The 16,170-nt window shown below is 73.9% G+C and carries 10 protein-coding genes; 2 read left to right on the forward strand and 8 right to left on the reverse strand.

Annotated features, from left to right (window positions below; translation table 11 throughout):
* Window positions 1-93 precede the first annotated feature (93 nt).
* On the forward strand, window positions 94-7,644 hold the full coding sequence (locus CEB94_RS36935) for a type I polyketide synthase (RefSeq protein WP_281292550.1): 7,551 nt from the start codon (window positions 94-96) through the stop codon (window positions 7,642-7,644).
* Between the two features lie 68 nt (window positions 7,645-7,712).
* Here CEB94_RS36935 and CEB94_RS36940 read toward each other — a convergent pair whose 3' ends face one another.
* A complete protein-coding gene (locus CEB94_RS36940; RefSeq protein WP_175436293.1) occupies window positions 7,713-9,527 on the reverse strand; it encodes an ABC transporter ATP-binding protein in 1,815 nt (604 codons plus the stop codon).
* A gap of 216 nt (window positions 9,528-9,743) precedes the next feature.
* Window positions 9,744-10,598 (reverse strand): aldo/keto reductase, encoded by an 855-nt coding sequence (locus tag CEB94_RS36945; protein WP_175436294.1) that lies wholly within the window; start codon window positions 10,596-10,598, stop codon window positions 9,744-9,746.
* 74 nt (window positions 10,599-10,672) lie between these two features.
* Between CEB94_RS36945 and CEB94_RS36950 the strand changes: the two genes are divergently transcribed.
* Window positions 10,673-11,329: a DNA-binding response regulator gene (locus CEB94_RS36950; RefSeq protein WP_246112035.1), complete on the forward strand. Its 657-nt coding sequence runs from the start codon at window positions 10,673-10,675 to the stop codon at window positions 11,327-11,329.
* Window positions 11,330-11,343: 14 nt separating this feature from the next.
* Here CEB94_RS36950 and CEB94_RS36955 read toward each other — a convergent pair whose 3' ends face one another.
* The 6 genes from CEB94_RS36955 to cbiQ all read right to left on the reverse strand — a co-directional run bounded on the left by CEB94_RS36955 (window position 11,344) and on the right by cbiQ (window position 16,167).
* Window positions 11,344-11,676: an STAS domain-containing protein gene (locus tag CEB94_RS36955; RefSeq protein WP_175436295.1), complete on the reverse strand. Its 333-nt coding sequence runs from the start codon at window positions 11,674-11,676 to the stop codon at window positions 11,344-11,346.
* The gene (locus CEB94_RS36960) at window positions 11,673-12,995 is read right to left on the reverse strand and encodes a PP2C family protein-serine/threonine phosphatase (protein WP_175436296.1); all 1,323 of its coding nucleotides are present in this window, start codon (window positions 12,993-12,995) and stop codon (window positions 11,673-11,675) included. The genes CEB94_RS36955 and CEB94_RS36960 overlap by 4 nt, the downstream gene beginning before the upstream one ends.
* On the reverse strand, window positions 12,995-13,798 hold the full coding sequence (locus tag CEB94_RS36965) for an alpha/beta fold hydrolase (RefSeq protein ID WP_175437327.1): 804 nt from the start codon (window positions 13,796-13,798) through the stop codon (window positions 12,995-12,997). The genes CEB94_RS36960 and CEB94_RS36965 overlap by 1 nt, the downstream gene beginning before the upstream one ends.
* Before the next feature lie 73 nt (window positions 13,799-13,871).
* Window positions 13,872-14,528 (reverse strand): maleylpyruvate isomerase N-terminal domain-containing protein, encoded by a 657-nt coding sequence (locus tag CEB94_RS36970; protein ID WP_175436297.1) that lies wholly within the window; start codon window positions 14,526-14,528, stop codon window positions 13,872-13,874.
* Between the two features lie 38 nt (window positions 14,529-14,566).
* Window positions 14,567-15,421 (reverse strand): energy-coupling factor ABC transporter ATP-binding protein, encoded by an 855-nt coding sequence (locus CEB94_RS36975; RefSeq protein ID WP_175436298.1) that lies wholly within the window; start codon window positions 15,419-15,421, stop codon window positions 14,567-14,569.
* A complete protein-coding gene (gene cbiQ, locus CEB94_RS36980) occupies window positions 15,418-16,167 on the reverse strand; it encodes a cobalt ECF transporter T component CbiQ (protein ID WP_175436299.1) in 750 nt (249 codons plus the stop codon). The genes CEB94_RS36975 and cbiQ overlap by 4 nt, the downstream gene beginning before the upstream one ends.
* Window positions 16,168-16,170: the final 3 nt, after the last annotated feature.

The raw sequence follows: 16,170 nt of genomic DNA on the forward strand, positions 1-16,170 counted from the left end.
GGTGAAACGAACCTTGGCCGCCCGCCCACCAGGGCAGTGTCCCCCCGCTCGGACCGACAAGCAGGGCAACGCGGGGCGGCAGGGGGGCAGTTCATGGCTGTGGGACGGAACGACCGGTCGGTCGCGGTGGTGGGAGTCGGCTGCCGGCTGCCGGGCGGCATCACCGACCTGGACGGGCTGTGGGAAGCCTTGCGGGAGGGACGTGACCTCGTCGGGGAGATGCCCCCGGACCGGTTCCCCAGGGACCGGTTCGTCGACCCTGGGGCGGTGCGGCCGGGCCGCAGCTACACCGCCGCCGGGGGCTTCCTCGACGACATCGCGTCCTTCGACGCCGCCTACTTCGGCATCTCGCCCAAGGAGGCGGCCCACGTCGATCCGCAGCAGCGGCTGCTGCTGGAGATGGCCGCCGAGGCACTGGACGACGCCGCACTCCCGGCCGAGGCGCTCGCCGGGTCCGACACCTGTGTGTACGTGGGCGTCTCCGACCCCGCCTACGGCACCGTCCTGACGATGCTGGAGGACCACACCAGCCCACACACCATGCCCGGCGCCACCCTGTCCATCGCGGCGAACCGCCTGTCGTACGCCTTCGACCTGCGCGGCCCCAGCATGGCCATCGACACGGCCTGCTCCTCGTCCCTGGTCGCCCTGGACCGCGCCTGCCGCACCCTGCGCGAGGGCACCAGCCGCGTGGCGCTCACGGGCGGGGTCAACGTGCTCGCTAACCCGTACTCGTACGCCGGGTTCTCCTACGCCGGGATGCTGTCGCGGCGCGGCCGGTGCGCGGCCTTCTCCGCCGAGGCCGACGGCTTCGTACGGGCCGAGGGCGGCGCGGTGCTGGTGCTGAAGCGACTGGCGGACGCGCTGGCCGACGGCGACCGGATCCATGCCGTCCTCGCCGGCACCGGCAGCAACTCCGACGGCCGTACCACGGGCATGACGCTGCCCAGTTCGCAGGCGCAGGAGGCGCTGCTGCGCGCGGTGTGCCAGGAGGCCGGGATCGGCCCGGACGACCTGGTCTACTTCGAGGCCCACGGCACCGGCACCCCGGTCGGCGACCCCGCCGAGGCCCGGGCCATCGGCCAGGCCCTCGGAACGCGGCGCGGCGCGGGCCCGCTGCCCGTCGGCTCGGTGAAGTCCAACCTGGGCCATCTGGAACCCGCGGCGGGCATGGCCGGTCTCCTCAAGGCGATCCTGGTGCTCCGGCACCGGACGGCACCCGCGTCCCTGCACGCCCTGCCACTCAACCCTGCCATCGACTTCGACGCGCTCGGCCTGGCACCCACCGTGGCGCCCGTCGAACTGCCCCGCTCGGAACGGGCCGCGGTCGGGGTCAACTCCTTCGGCTTCGGCGGCGCCAACGCCCACGCCCTCCTCGTCCCACCCCCTGCCGCGCCGGCCGTTCCGGAGCCCGGGGGCAGGCCGCTGCCGGTGGTGGTGTCCGCCCGGTCGCCCAAGGCACTGCGGCAGTTGAGCGCCCGGATGGCCGAACGGCTGCGTTCGGCGGCGCCGGGGGAGTTCTACGACCTGGCACGCACCAGCACGCTGCGGCGCAGTGCGCATCCGCACCGGGCGGCCGTGCTGGCCACCGATCCGCGTCAGGCGGCCGACGCGCTGGAAGGCCTGTTCACCGACGCGCCCTCCCGCGGGGCCGTGACCCGCAAGGCCGAGCGGGGAGCCGTCGCCTTCGTCTACTCCGGCAACGCCTCCCAATGGCCGGGCATGGCCGCCGGCCTGATGGCGGGCGAGGCCGTCTTCCGCACCGCCGTCGAGGAGGCGGACGCCGCGCTCGCCCCGCATCTGGGCTGGTCCGTGGCCAAGGAGCTGGAGCGTCCCACGGCGGCCCGGTGGGCGCGTACGGAGATCGCCCAGCCGGTGCTGTTCGCCGTCCAGGTGGGCCTGACCGCGCTGCTGGAGTCCCAGGGCCTGCGCCCCGGGGCGGTCGCCGGACACAGCGTCGGAGAGGTGGCCGCCGCGTACGCCGCCCGGGCGCTGACTTTGGAGCAGGCGGCGCTGGTGCTCGCCGCGCGCAGCCGTACCCAGGCCGCGACGGCGGGCCGCGGGCGCATGGCCGCCGTCGGCCTGCCCGAGTACGCCGCACGCGAGGAACTGGCCCGTTTCGGCGAGGCGTTGGAGATCGCCGGCATCAACAGCGACCGGGACGTGACGGTCGCCGGCGACCCCGGCGCCCTGGCCGCGCTCGGAGCCGAACTGACCGCCCGCGACGTCTTCTTCCGCGAGCTGGACCTGGACTACGCCTTCCACAGCCGCGCCATGGACCCCATTGAGGAACCGCTGTGCGCCGCCCTGGACGGGCTGAGCCCCGGCGAGGCACGGATGCCGTTCGTCTCGACCGTCACGTCTACTCCGTTGAGCGGAGCGGAGCTCGGCGCCCGGTACTGGTGGCGCAACGTGCGCGAGCCGGTCCGCTTCGCCGATGCCATGGACCGCCTCGCGGACGACGGCATCGGCATCGTCGTGGAGATCGGCCCGCACCCGGTGCTGCGCCCCTACCTGCGCCGCACCGGCCTCACGTACGTGCCGACGCTGCATCGGGACGGGGACGGGCCGCGCGAGGCCGCGGCCGCGGTCGCCGCCCTGCTCGCCGCCGGTGCCGAGGTCGACTGGCAGGCGCACTTCCCGCACCCCGGCCGGGTCGCGGACCTGCCCGCCTACCCCTGGCAGCGCGACCGGCACTGGCACGGCACCCCGCAGGACCTCGTCGTGCACACCAGCGGCACCGGAGCCCTGGACCACCCCCTGCTCGGCGAACGCCTGCCCGCACCGCACCCCCTGTGGCACGGCACCGTCGAACCCCAGCTCGTGCCCTGGCTGGGCGACCACCGGATCGGCGGCAGCGTCCTGATGCCCGCCGCCGCGTACGTGGAGATGGCTCTGACGGCCGGACAGCGGGCGCTGGGCCGCCCGGTGGAGGTGCGGCACCTGGACCTCTACCGCCCCTTCCCGGTCGACTGGCCGGACCCGGCCGGTGCCGCGCTGCAGACCGCCGTCGTCCCGACCGACGGCACACTGACCATCAGCGCACGGGACACACGCGGCGCCGAGATCCAGCCGATCGTCCGTGCCCAGGTGCGCACCCGGCTGAGCACCGCCCCCGGACCACTGGACATCGCAGCGGTCGAGGCCCGCTGCCCCCGCACCCTCACCAGCCCGGACTACTACGAGCACTGCCACCGGCTGGGGATGCGGTTCGGCCCGGCGTTCCACATCCTGCGCGGCCTGGCCCTCGGCGACGGCGAACTGCTCGCGTGGTACCGGCTCGAACTCCCGGCCGGCGCCCACACCGTCCACCCCGTGCTGCTGGACGGGCCGTTGCAGGCCACCGCCGCCCTGGCCGAGCAGCCGACCCCGGAATCCGCCGGCTTCCTGCCCTCGGCCTTCGGAGCGGTACGGGTCTGGCGCACCCCCGCCTCCGAGGGCGTCGTGCACCTGCGGCGCCGCAGCCGCAGCGCCAACGAGATCTGCTGGGACATCACGTACGCCGATCTCGACGGCACCGTCACCGCCGAGATCGACAAGTGCCGCACCCGGCGCGCCCGCCTCACCGACCACGCCCCGCTGACCGTCCAGCGCACCGTCCTGCGCGCGGCCCCGTACCCCTCGATGCCCGCCCCGCCGTCCCCGCTGCCCGCTCCGGCCGAGCCGGCGGCCACCGCCCGGGAGCGCATCGCCGCCGCCCGCGCCGAACTGGAGGGCAGCGGCCACGCGTCGTTCACGGCCGCCGCCGAACACGCCGGCGCCCAGTGCTGGGCCGCAGCCCTGCGCGGCCTGCTGCCCGACCCGGACGAACCCTTCACCGTGCCCGACCTGGTCGGCCGGGGCCTCGCGCCCCGGCACCGCAGGCTGGTGCGGCTGATGCTGCCCCTGCTCGTCGAACAGCACCTGGCCGAGCCCGACGGAGCGACCTGGCGGCTGACGGAGGCCGGGGCGGGCCCCGAGGAGGCCCTGCGCGGCCTGGTCGCGGACCATCCCCGCTTCGGCCCGGCGACGCTGCTGATCAACAGTCAGCTGCGGCAGCTGCCCGACGTGCTGCGCGGCACCGTCGACCCGCGCGATCTGCTGCCCGTCGGGGAGAGCTTCCTCGAACAGTGGCAGGAGACCGCGCCCGCACACCGCTTCACCCACCGGGTGGTGCAGGCGCTGCTCGACCGGATCGTCCGCGACTGGCCGGCCGACCGCCCGCTGCGCGTCCTGGAGGTGGGCGCGACCGGCACCGCGCTGACCGCCGCCGTGCTGCCGCTGCTTCCGCCCGACCGCACCCACTACACCTGCACGGCCCCGTCCCACGCGTCCTTCGCCCGCGCCCGGCACCGCTTCGCCGCCTGCCACTTCATCGACTACCGCACCCTCGACCCGGACGCCGACCCGGCCGTCCAGGGCTTCCCGGCGGGCGGCTTCGACCTGGTGCTGGCCGGTGACGCCCTGCACACCGCGGCCGACCTGGCCGCCGGGCTGGGGTATGTGCGGTCGCTCCTCGCCCCGGGCGGCCGCCTGCTGGCCACCGAACGGCACCACGACCGGCTCGACGCCCTGCTGCTGGGCGGCCTGGAGTCCCTGTGGAAACGGGGTGACCGCGATCTGCGCCCCACCACCCGGCTGCTGCCCCGCGCGGCGTGGACGCCCCTGCTGGAGTGGTGCGGCTTCACCGGCGTGTGGCAGACGGGGCCCGAAGACCACACGGTTCTGCTCGCCACCGTGCCCTCGGGTGCGGTGACGCCGACCGCCCCGACTGCCCAGATCGCCCCGGCCGCCCTGACCGCCCCGGCCGCCCTGATCGCCCCGGCTGCCCCCACCGCCCTGATCGCCCCGGCCGCCCCGCCCGAGCTGCACGAGCCGCAGCCAGGTACGGCCTGGCTCGTTGCCACCGAGACCGATGCCGAGATCCCGGCCGCAAGGGAGCTGGCCGCACTGCTGGGCCCGGCCGCAGTCCTGCCCGCCCCGTCCGACGCCGACGCGTGGCAGGCGGCCCTCACCGCCGAGGCCGAGCCCCGTATCGTCCTGCTCCTGGCCGAGCCCGACCCGCGACAGCTCGTCGCCCGGACCACGCGCCGCGCGGCCGTTCTGCGCACCCTGGCCGCCGCCTGCCGGACCCTGCCCGAGGGACGTGCCGCACAGGTGTGGCTGGTGACGCGCCCGACCGGCCTGTTCCCCGCGCCGGAACGCCCCGCGCACCCCGAGGACGCGGCCGTCTGGGGCATCGCCCGCACCCTGGCCAACGAAGAGCCCGGCCTGAGGCTGCGGCGCGTCTCCCACGACCGCACGGGGGACGCGACCGCCGACGCCCTGCGGCTGGCCACGGAACTGCTCAACACCGCCGGCACACCGGCCGGGACCGAAGAGGACGAGGTCGTCCTCACACCGGCCGGCCGCTTCACCCCCCTGCACCTGGAGCACCCGGCCGACGAGTCACCCGCCCGGCCCACCCGCACGCCCTTCCTGCTCGAGGCCCGCGATCCCGGACCCGCCCGGCGACTGGTCTGGAAGGAGACCGCCGTCCCGCAGCCCGGCCCCGGTGAAGTCGCCGTCGAGATGCGCGCCGTGGCGCTGAACTACCGCGACCCCATGCGCGCGAACGGCCTGCTGCCGCCCGAAGCCGTGGAGGGCACCCCGCTCAGCCGCGGCCTGGGCATCGACGGCGCGGGCATCGTCCGCGCGGTCGGGCCCGGCGTCCGTGACCTCATGCTCGGCGACCGGGTCTGCGGCATCGTCCCCGCCGCCCTCGCCTCCCACGCCGTCACCCCCGACCACAGCCTGACCAAGATCCCCCAGGGTATGAACTACGCCGAGGCGGCGACCTTCCCCGTCGCCTTCCTGACCATCCACCACGCCCTCGTCGACCTGGCGCGCATGGCTCCCGGCGAGACGGTGCTCGTGCACGGCGGCGCAGGCGCGGTGGGCCTGGCTGCACTGCAGTGCGCCCACGCCCGGGGTGCCCGCGTCATCGCCACCGCCGGGACCGAGACCAAACGGAACCTGCTGCGCAGCCTCGGCGCCTGGCACGTGCTCGACTCGCGCAGCCTGGACTTCGTGCCCCGCGTGCGGGAACTCACCGAAGGGCGGGGCGTCGACATCGTGGTCAACTCCCTCAGCGGGGAGGCGATCGCCCACGGACTCGACCTGCTGCGTCCCAACGGCCGCTTCGTGGAACTCGGTAAGCGGGACATCTTCCTCAACAACACGCTGCCGATGCGCCCCTTCGACCGCAGCCTGACGTTCATCGGCTTCAACCTCGACCACGTGGTGCTGGACCGCGACCTCGGCTCCCGCCTCATGGCCGACGTCGTGTCCCTCATCCACCAGGGCGTGTACCGGCCGCTGCCGCACACCGTCTACCCGGCCGCCCGCGTAGAGGAGGCCTTCCATGTCCTGCAGCACTCGCGGCACATCGGCAAGGTGGTCGTCTCCTTCGACCCCTTCGAGCCCTTCGAGCCCTTCGAGCCCTCCGGCTCCTCCGGCTCCTCCGGCTCCATCGGCTCGTTCGGCTCTCGCGACCACCAGCGCCCCCTGGACGAACCCGTCCCCGTCCAGCCCGCGCCACTCGCCCCGGTGCTGAACCCCGACGGCACCTACCTCGTGACCGGCGCGCTCAGCGGCTTCGGCGCCGCCACCGCACGGTGGCTGGCCGACCACGGTGCCCGGCACCTGGCCCTGGTCTCCCGCCGCGGCGGGGCCGCTCCCGAGGCTCCGGCCCTCCTGGAGGACCTGGCACGGCGAGGTGCACGGGCCACCGCCCACGCCGCCGACATCACCGACGAGGCGGCGCTGCGCCGGGTCATCGACGCGACCGACGCCACCGGGCACCGGCTGTGTGGTGTCGTCCACGCCGCGATGCACCTCGACGACGCGCCGCTGGCCGACCTCACCGACGACCGGTTCACCGCCGTCCTCGCCCCCAAGGCCGACGGCGCCGACCTGCTGGACCGCCTCACCGCCGACCGGGACCTGGACCTGTTCCTCACCTACTCCTCGATCGCCGCCGCCGTCGGCAACGTCGGGCAGGCCCCGTACGCGGCCGGCAACGCCTATCTGGAGGCACAGGCCCGCGCCCGCCGGGCCCGGGGGCGTCCGGCCACCGCCCTCGCCCTCGGACCGATCGGCGAGACGGGGTACGTCGCGCGCCACGCCATCGGCGATGCCATGGCCGAACGCGGCTTCCAGCCCCTCACCGTCGCCGAGGCCCTCGTCACCGCCGGCGGCCTCCTCCAGCAGGGCACGGACGTCGCGGGTATCGGCCGCTACCGCTGGGGGCGCGCCCGCCGCCTGCTGCCCACCCTGGCCACCGCCCGCTTCACCGCGCTCGTGCCCCCCGACGCCGCCGTCGGCCCGGGAGGCCGGGCGGAGCTGCGGCGGGAACTGGCCGCCCTGGCACCCGACGAGGCGCGGGCCGCGATCACCCGGACCCTGACCCGGCTGCTCGCCGCCGTGCTGCACAGCGACCCCGAGGAGCTGGACCCCGCACGGCCCGTGACCGACTTCGGTCTCGACTCGTTGCTGAGCACCGAGTTCCTGGTGCGCGCCGGTGAGCACTTCGACATCCGCCTGGCGGCCGCCGAGCTGATGAGCAGCGACCGTACGCTGACGCACTTCGCGCACCTGGTGCACAGCAGGCTGGACCCGGCATAGGGACGGCTCCCGCCCACGCGCGGGCCGTCTCCCCGGTCGTGGGGGAGACGGCCCGCCCCGAACCGGAGCTACAGCGCCTCGGCCCGCCCGGGGGTGTCGTCCAGGAAGCCGCCCGACTGGTGCTGCCACAGCTTCGCGTAGGCACCCTCGATCGCGAGCAGCTCCTGGTGGGTGCCCTGCTCGACGATCCGGCCGCGGTCGAGGACGACGAGCTGGTCCATGCCGGCGACCGTGCTCAGCCGGTGCGCCACCACCAGCGCGGTCCGCCCGTCCATGAGCCGCCACAGCGCCTGTTGGACCAGCAGTTCGCTCTCGGAGTCCAGGGCGCTGGTCGCCTCGTCGAGCAGCAGGATCGGCGCGTCCCGCAGGATCGCCCGGGCGAGAGCGACGCGCTGGCGCTGGCCGCCGGACAGCTTGATGCCCCGCTCGCCCACCATGGTGTCGAAGCCGTCCGGCAACGCGTCGGCGAACTCGGTGACATGGGCCGCCTCGGCCGCCTGGCGGATCTGGGCGTCGGTGGCGTCCGGCCGGGCGAAGGCGATGTTGTCCCGCAGGGTGCGGTGGAACATCGCCGGGTCCTGCGGCACGTACGCGATCCGGCCGCGCAGGTCGGCCTGGCGCACCCGGCTGATGTCCTGGCCGCCGACCAGGATGCGGCCGCCGTCGATGTCGGTCATCCGCAGCAGCAGCCGGGTGAGCGAGGTCTTGCCGCCGCCGGACCGGCCCACGAGACCGATCTTCGCCCCGCTCGGCACGGCCAGGTCGAGTCCCTCGAAGAGCGGCCGGCCGCCCCGGTGGGCGAAGGTCACCTTCTCGAAGCGGACGTCGGCGGCCCGGGGCCGCAGCGGCGCCGGTGCCGGCGGGTCGAGCACGGTCGGCGGCGTCAAAAGCAGTTCGGTGAACTGCGCTGCCTCCGTCATCGAGCTCTCCAGCCGGCGGTAGATCTGGTTGAACTCGAACATGATCCGGGTGGCGTTGTTGTAGTAGGTGAAGGCGACCACGATGGCCTCCACGCCGTGCGCGCCGCCGCCCAGGCTCACCGCGAGCAGCAGGCCCATCGCGTTGGTGAGGACGGACATCGGCGCGACCAGCGTGTCGATGCGCAGGTTGCCGTAGTCCCACGACCGCACGGTGAGCCGGCGTGACATCGCGACCCGGGACCGGTGTTCGGCGGCCTCGCGCTCCTCCGCGGCGAACGCCCGGACCGTGTCCATGTTCATCAGGCTGTCGGCGACATGGCCCGACACCCGGGCGATCGCCTCCTCACGCTGGTCGACGAGTGCCTGACGGCGCCGGATGAGCGGCACGACCAGCACCGCCGTCAGCGCGATCATCACCAGGAGTCCGACGACGAGCAGCGGTTCGTAGCGCCACAGCACCACCGCGCCGAACGCCAGCGGCACGAAGCTCCCCACGATCTGGAACGTCAGCGTGTCGACGAACTGCTCGAACCGGGACGCGAAGCTGAGGACCCGCTTGGTCAGCGAACCGGCGAAGTTGTCGTGGAAGAACGCGGCGTCCTTGGCGAACAGTTCGTCCATGCCGATCACGTACAGGTGCTCGATGCCCAGGGCGTCGAGACGGTTGAGGCAGTGCAGGGCGATGCGCCACAGCGCCTCCGCGGCCAGCAGGACGCCGGCGAAGGCGAGCACGTACGGCAGCGTCGAGCCGACGCCGACGTCCTTGTTCCCCGCGATGTCGCCGACGAGCCTGGCGACGATCAGCGGCGCGATGTAGTAGATGCCGATGTTGCCCAGCGCCGAGAGCAGCATCGCAGGTGCCGTCCACCGGCGGAGCCGGGACAGCTCCCGTCCGTAGTAGCGAAGTGCGAGAAGCACCGAGCGCCTGCCCGGTAAAACCCTGTGTGTTTCCGGCGTTTCCATCCCACCCCTGTGTCGTCCTGTGGCCGCCCGCCATGCCGCGCGTGCGGGCAGGGGCCGTCGCGGCAACGGAATTGTGAGGTTTCGGGTCGAGTCCGGAAGTGTCCCGCGACGCCGGCCGCGGCGTCCAAGCGTTTTCCGGCCGGGCGGTGGTGTGCGGGGAGCGCCAAGGGGCGCGGCGGGCGGACTGGGGGTGGTGGCGTTGTCCCTGGCCGTATGTCAGGTGAGGTCGGAGAGGTCCTCCGGGGTGAGGGTGATCGACCGCGCGGCCATGTTCTCCTCCAGGTGGGTGAGGGAGCCGGTGCCGGGGATGGCCAGCGTGACGGGGGAGGACGCCAGCAGCCAGGCCAGGGCGATCTGCGGGACGGTCGCCCCGTGGCGTTCGGCGACCTTGGCCGTGCGGTCACCGGTGAGGTCGCTCACGCCGCCGCCCAGCGGGAAGAACGGCACGAAGGCGATGCCGGCTTCCTCACAGTCGGCCAGGAGCCGGGCGTCGTCGCGCTTGCCGGCGTGGAAGTGGTTCTGGACGGCCGCGACGGGTGCGATCGTGCGGGCCTCGGCGAGGTGGCCGGAGTCGACATTGCTCAGGCCGAGGTGGCGGATCAGGCCCTCCTCGCGCATCGCGGCCAGCGCCTCGAAGCGTGCGGCCACGGACTCGCCGTGCGGCGGCTCCATCAGGCCGATGCGCAGATAGACCAGGTCGAGGCGGTCCACGCCGAGGGTTTCGAGGTTCTCCTCGATCAACGGGCGCAGCGCGGCCGGGTCGACGGTCTGCACCACGCCGCCCTCGGGTGTGCGCGCCGGGCCGACCTTGGTGGCGATGACCAGGCCGGCCGGGTAGGGGTGCAGGGCCTCACGGATCAGGTCGTTGGCGCGCACGGCCCGGTCGTCGCTGACGTAGAAGGCGGCGGTGTCGATGTGGTCGGCGCCGAGTTCGACGGCACGGCGCAGGACGGCGCGGCCGGTCTCGGGGTCCCGGGCCGGGCCGGTGAAGCCGTTCGCGGACAGGCGCATGGCGCCGAAGCCGATGCGGTCGACCGGAAGATCGCCGCCGAGGAGGAAGTCGTCGCTCATGCGGGAAGCCTCGGCGACGGGGCATCCCGGACGCCACCGCGTGGCAGTTAGCTGCCAGCGGGCAGAATGGCCGGGTGACAGACATCGTGACGGTCCGCGGTGACCTCGATTTCGTCGCGCGCACCGAGCATCTGTTCTCCTCGGTCCGCGAGGAGTTCATCTGTGCCGTCCGGAATCTCGACACCTTCACCCAGCCACGTCGCGTCCGGCAGGCCTCCGAAGCGTGGCTGCGCGAGCCCGGCGGCCGGCAGGTCCGCAAGCTGTGCGGCCCGGCCGCGCTGGCCGACGAGCGGGACCGTGAGCACCTGCGCGACATCGCCGCCCGAGGCGCACGGGTACGCGTCGCCGCGACGGCCCTGCCCCACGAGGCGATCATCATCGACCGCAGGTACGCGATCCTCGCCGGCCCGGACACCCCGGGTGGCCGCGAGTACACGCTCACCTCCGGTGCCACCCTGGTGGGCGCCGTGTACGCGCTGGTCGAGGCCGTCTGGGAGAGCGCCCTCGACCTCGAGGACTTCCTCGACGCGGAGCGGCCCCGGCTCGACGCCGTCAGCCGCAGGGTCCTGCGCGCGCTGGGGTCGGGCGCCACCGACACGGCGGCGGCGAAGGAACTCGGCATGTCCTTGCGGACCTATCGCCGCCGGGTCGCCGAACTGCTCGACACCCTCGACGCGGGGTCGCGGTTCCAGGCCGGCGTGCGCGCGGGCGAACTGGGCCTCAGCGGCTGAGGCACCCAGGGCGGTCAGGACACGGCGCCGGAGTCCGGGCGCAGGGTGAAGACCTGGTCGAGGCCGACAAGGGTGAGGACGCGCAGCAGATTCGCCGGTACGGCGGCCAGGACGGCGTCGGCGTCTGCGGCCAGGGCGTGCTGGCGGGCGGCGAGGAGGGCGGTGATGCCCGAGGAGTCGCAGAACTCCAGGCCGGACAGGTCGAGCACCAGGCACTGCCCCGGTGACAGGGAGAGCCGGTCGAGCCTGCCGCGGAGTACGGGGGCCCGGTCGAAGTCCAGGTCGCCGGCCACGTGCAGAACGGGGCCGGTCGCGGTGTCGCGCTGTGTGATGGTGATCGGGTTCATGAGGTGTGATGCGTCGCGGGGCCAGTGCGGGAAGGGGCGGCGGGAACGCCGAGGGCGAGCAGGGCGGTGTCGTCGTCGAGACCGTCGCCGAAGCTCTCGAGCAGCCCGGTGAGGGCGGTGATCACCTCGTGCGGTGCGGCGGGCGCGTGGTCGGTGGCGAAGGCGTGCAGGGCGTCCTCGCCGTACAGGTCGTCCCGGGCGGGGCCGATGCGGGCCTCGGTGAGGCCGTCGGTGTACAGCACGACCGTGTCCCCGGGCGCCAGGACGGTCTCGGCGGTGCCGATCGGTGCGCCGGGGACGACGCCGATGAGCAGGCCACCCGGGGTGGGCAGGAACTCGGCGCGGCCGTCGGACCGCAGGACGAGCGCGGGCGGGTGGCCGCCGGAGGCGAGGCGCACGACCGTCCGGCCCTGCGCGGCGCCCGGCTCGATGATCCCGACGATGCAGGTGCAGTACCGGGGGTTGCCGTCGCCGGTGTACCGCTCGTGCAGGACGGCATTCAACGTGCTCAGCGCCGAAGCCGGATCCGGGTCGTGGTGGGCCGCGGCGCGCAGGGTGTAGCGGGTCAGCGAGGTGAGGGAGGCGGCCTCGGGGCCCTTGCCGCACACGTCGCCCAGGAAGAACGCCCACCGGTCGCCGGTGACCGGGAACAGGTCGTAGAAGTCGCCGCCGAGCTGGTCCGGCGCGGCCGTGTGGTAATGGACGGCCGTCTCCAGGCCCGGCACGGCGGGCAGCGAGTCCGGCACGAGGGAGCGCTGCAGGACGGCGAGCGCGTCGGCCAGCCTGGCCCGGTCGGCTTCGGCCTGCCGCCGGGCCTCGTCCGCCTCGGCGCGGGCCCGCTCGGCCTCCTGCCGGCGGTGGAGCAGTTCCTCCTCGTAGGCGCGGCGGTCCGAGGCGTCGAAGACGGTGATACGGATCAGCAGGGGCTCGCCCTCGGTCCCGTGCTTGATCACGGCGGAGACCAGCACCGGCAGCCGGCTGCCGTCCTGGCGCCGCATCTCCAGGGCGATGCCCCGCAGTTCACCCTGCATGCGCAGCAGCGGAGCGAAGTGCGTCTCGTGGTACAGCTTCCCCCCGACGGTGAGCAGGTCCGCGAAGCGCTTGCGGCCCGCCACGGCGTCACGGTCCAGGCCGAGCCAGCCCAGCAGCGTGGTGTTGATCTTGGCGATGGTGCCGTCCATCAACGTGGACAGGTAACCGCAGGGCGCGGACTCGTACAGGTCCTCCGCGCTGTCCTCCAGCAGCGCGGTGAAAGCGGCGTCCGCGCTCGCCCCGTCCCCCGTTCCGGCGGGCTCCGGTACGCCACCCGTACGGCACATCACTTCAGGGACTCCACAAAGTCGAGGATCGCCTCGGTGGTGGCCGGCGGCGCGCTGAGCTGCGGGCAGTGCCCGGTGGCGTCGAGCGTGACCAGGCGGGAGGCGGGGATCGCCGCGTGCACGTAGGCGCCGACCTCGCGGGGTGCGATGGCGTCCTGCTCGCACTCCAGCACGAGCGTCGGGACGGACACGCCCTTGAGGTCCTCGCGGCTGTCGGTGAGGAACGTCGTACGGGCGAAGACGCGGGCGATGTCGGGGTCGGTGGCGCAGAAGCTGTTGGTCAGCTCCTGGCCCAGCTCCGGCCGCTCCGGGTTGCCCATGATCACCGGGGCCATGGCGGAGGACCAGCCCAGGTAGTTCGCCTCCAGGGAGGCGAGCAGCTCGTCGATGTCCTCCGTGCTGAAGCCGCCGCGGTACCCCTCGTCGTCGATGTAGCAGGGCGAGGGCGTCACCATCACGAGCGCCCCGATCCGCTCCGGCGCGGCCTGCGCCGCCAGCACCCCGACCATGGCACTCACCGAGTGCCCCACGAACACCGCCTGCCGCAGGTCCAGCTCCTCGCAGACGTCGACGACGTCACCGGCATAGCCGTGCAGCGAGGAGTACCGCTCCTCACGCCATGCCGCGAGGTCCGAGCCGCCGGAACCGACGTAGTCGAACAGCACCACCCGGTAACGCTCGGCGAGCACCGGCACGACCAGTCGCCACATGTTCTGGTCGCAGCCGAAACCGTGTGCCAGGAGCAGCACCGGCGCGTCGTCGGGGCCGGTCACGTTGACGTTGTTCCTGCGGCGGATGTCCATGCCGACCATGCTCCCACCTCGGCCGGGCCGGTTCGACGGCGGACCTGTGAGCAGCGGTTTCGTCACTTCGACGTCAGCCCAGGTACAGCGGCACCTGCGCGGCCGACTCGCTCAGCTCGGCCTGCTCCGCCTCGGTCGGCGCCCGCCGCCCGGTGCCGATGAGCAGTGCGTCCACGTCGGAGAAGGACGAGGGGAAGGCGCTCCCCGCGATCTGCTCCAGCATCTCCCGGGACCGGATGAGCCCCGCCGCGGGCGGCTGCTCCGCGTCCGGGAGGCAGGCGATCAGATCGAGGTGGTGCAGCGTCCACTCCATGACGTACGTGGAGAGGAAGTCGTCCACGGTGAGGATCTCGTCGCGGGTGCCGACGCGGCCGGCCGGATCGGCGAGCAGGGCCGCGCGGCCGGCGGCGGAGCCGACGTCGTCCAGATGGAACGTGAGCAGGTGCGGATCCTCGTACGCGGCGGCCAGGCGGACGGTCAGCGCGTCGAGCGGGTCGTCACCGGTCGGCGGGGTGTCCGAGATATCCCAGTACGTCAGTGCGTCACGGGTCGGTTCCCGGTCGGACGGGGTGGCCAAAGTGATCAGGACGTCCTGGGCGTCGACGATCAGATGGCACACCAGGTCCCGCACCAGCCACCCCGTACAGCCGGAGGGCCGCCCGAAATCCTCGTCGGATAGATCCGCCACCACCGCGCGCAACGCCGTCCAGGTGTGTGAGAAGAGATCCACCTCGGCACCGTAGTGCCGCGCCGCGACGCCGGACAAGCTCACCCTCCGGGCGTCCCCAGCCGTCCGCCCACGAGGGCGGCGAGTTCGTCCGCCGTCCGCGGGCCCTGCTCCGCTCGGGCCAGCCACCCCTGGGCACGCAGGAGTTCCGCCGCCGCGGCACCCCAGGGCAGGCGCAGCCCCGCCTCGCGGAGGAGATCCACGCGGGCCAGAGCCGTGGCCGCGGGCCCGGTGCGGACGCCGGACGGGGTGAGGAGCGCCGCGTCGTCGGCCCAGCGCAGGGCCAGGTCGACGTCGTGCGTGGCCATCACCACCGTGGTGCCGGCGGTGCGGAGTCCGTCGAGGGTGGTGAGGAGCCGCTCCTGGCCGTCGGGATCGAGTCCGGCCGTCGGCTCGTCGAGGACGAGGACGCGGGGCCGCATGGCGACCGCGCCCGCGATGGCGGTGCGCTTGCGCTGGCCGTAGGAGAGCAGATGGGTGGGCCGGCCGGCCAGGGCCGTGATGTCCAGGGCGGCGAGCGCCTCCGCCACCCGCGCCCGCACCTCCGTGACGTCCAGACCGAGGTTCAGCGGCCCGAACGACACGTCCTGCTCCACGGACGCCGCGAACAACTGGTCGTCCGGGTCCTGCACCACCAGCTGCACGGTCGTCCGCAGCCGGGTCAGCCCCTTGCGGTCGTACGACACCGGCTGCCCCTCGACCGTCAGCCGCCCCTCGTGCGGCCGCAGTCCGCCGGAGAGCAGCCGCATCAGCGTGGTCTTTCCGCTGCCGTTGCGGCCGAGCAGCGCCAGTGCGCGCCCCTCGCGGATCTCGAAGTCGAGCCCGCTGAGCACGGTGGGGCCGTCCTCGTAGGCGAAGGACGCGCCCCGCAGGGCGACGAGGGCGGGCTCGCTCATGTCAGCGGCCTTTCCAGGACGAAGGTGAGGGCGGCCAGTGCCGCGAGCAGCGCGCAACTGGCAGCCGTGAAGCGGACGGAGACCCGGGCCTCGGGCACCAGGACCCGCAGCGTGCCGTCGTAGCCGCGCCCGGCGAGTCCGGCCTGGAGGCGGGTGGCCCGGTCGAAGGCCCGGACGAACGCGGTGGCGCCGAGCCCGGCCAGGGAACGCCACTCCGCGGCCCGGCTGGTGTGACCGAGCCGGGCCGCCTGGGCCTCCCGGATGCGGCGCACGGAGTCCAGCAGCAGGAAGCTCATCCGGTACGTCACCAGCGCGACATCGACGACCGGAGCGGGGATCCCGACCCGCACCAGACGGGGCAGCAGGTCGGACATCGGTGTGGTGAAGGCGAACAGCAGCACGCCCAGGGAAGCCGCCGAGGTGCGCAGCAGCAACTCCCCGGCCCGGACCGGCCCATCACCCGCGAGGGAGACGAAACCCCCCGGTCCGCCCACCTGGACGAGCAGCGTGACCGCGCCGGTCACACAGAAGCCCAGCGGCACCCGGTAGGCCCGCCACAGCCGCCGCCCGGGCACACCGGCCGGCCCCAGCAGCACCAGCAGCGCCGTCAGGAGCACCAGGGCGGCCCCCGGCCAGGGCGGCAGGGAGATCGCGAGCACGGTGAGGCCGAGCCCGAGCACGGCCTTGTCCACGGGATGGCGGCGGCGCCAGCGACTGCTGTGCGCCGCCGCGTCGATCGGCAGCACCCG

This window comes from Streptomyces hawaiiensis, assembly GCF_004803895.1.
Lineage (GTDB): Bacteria > Actinomycetota > Actinomycetes > Streptomycetales > Streptomycetaceae > Streptomyces > Streptomyces hawaiiensis.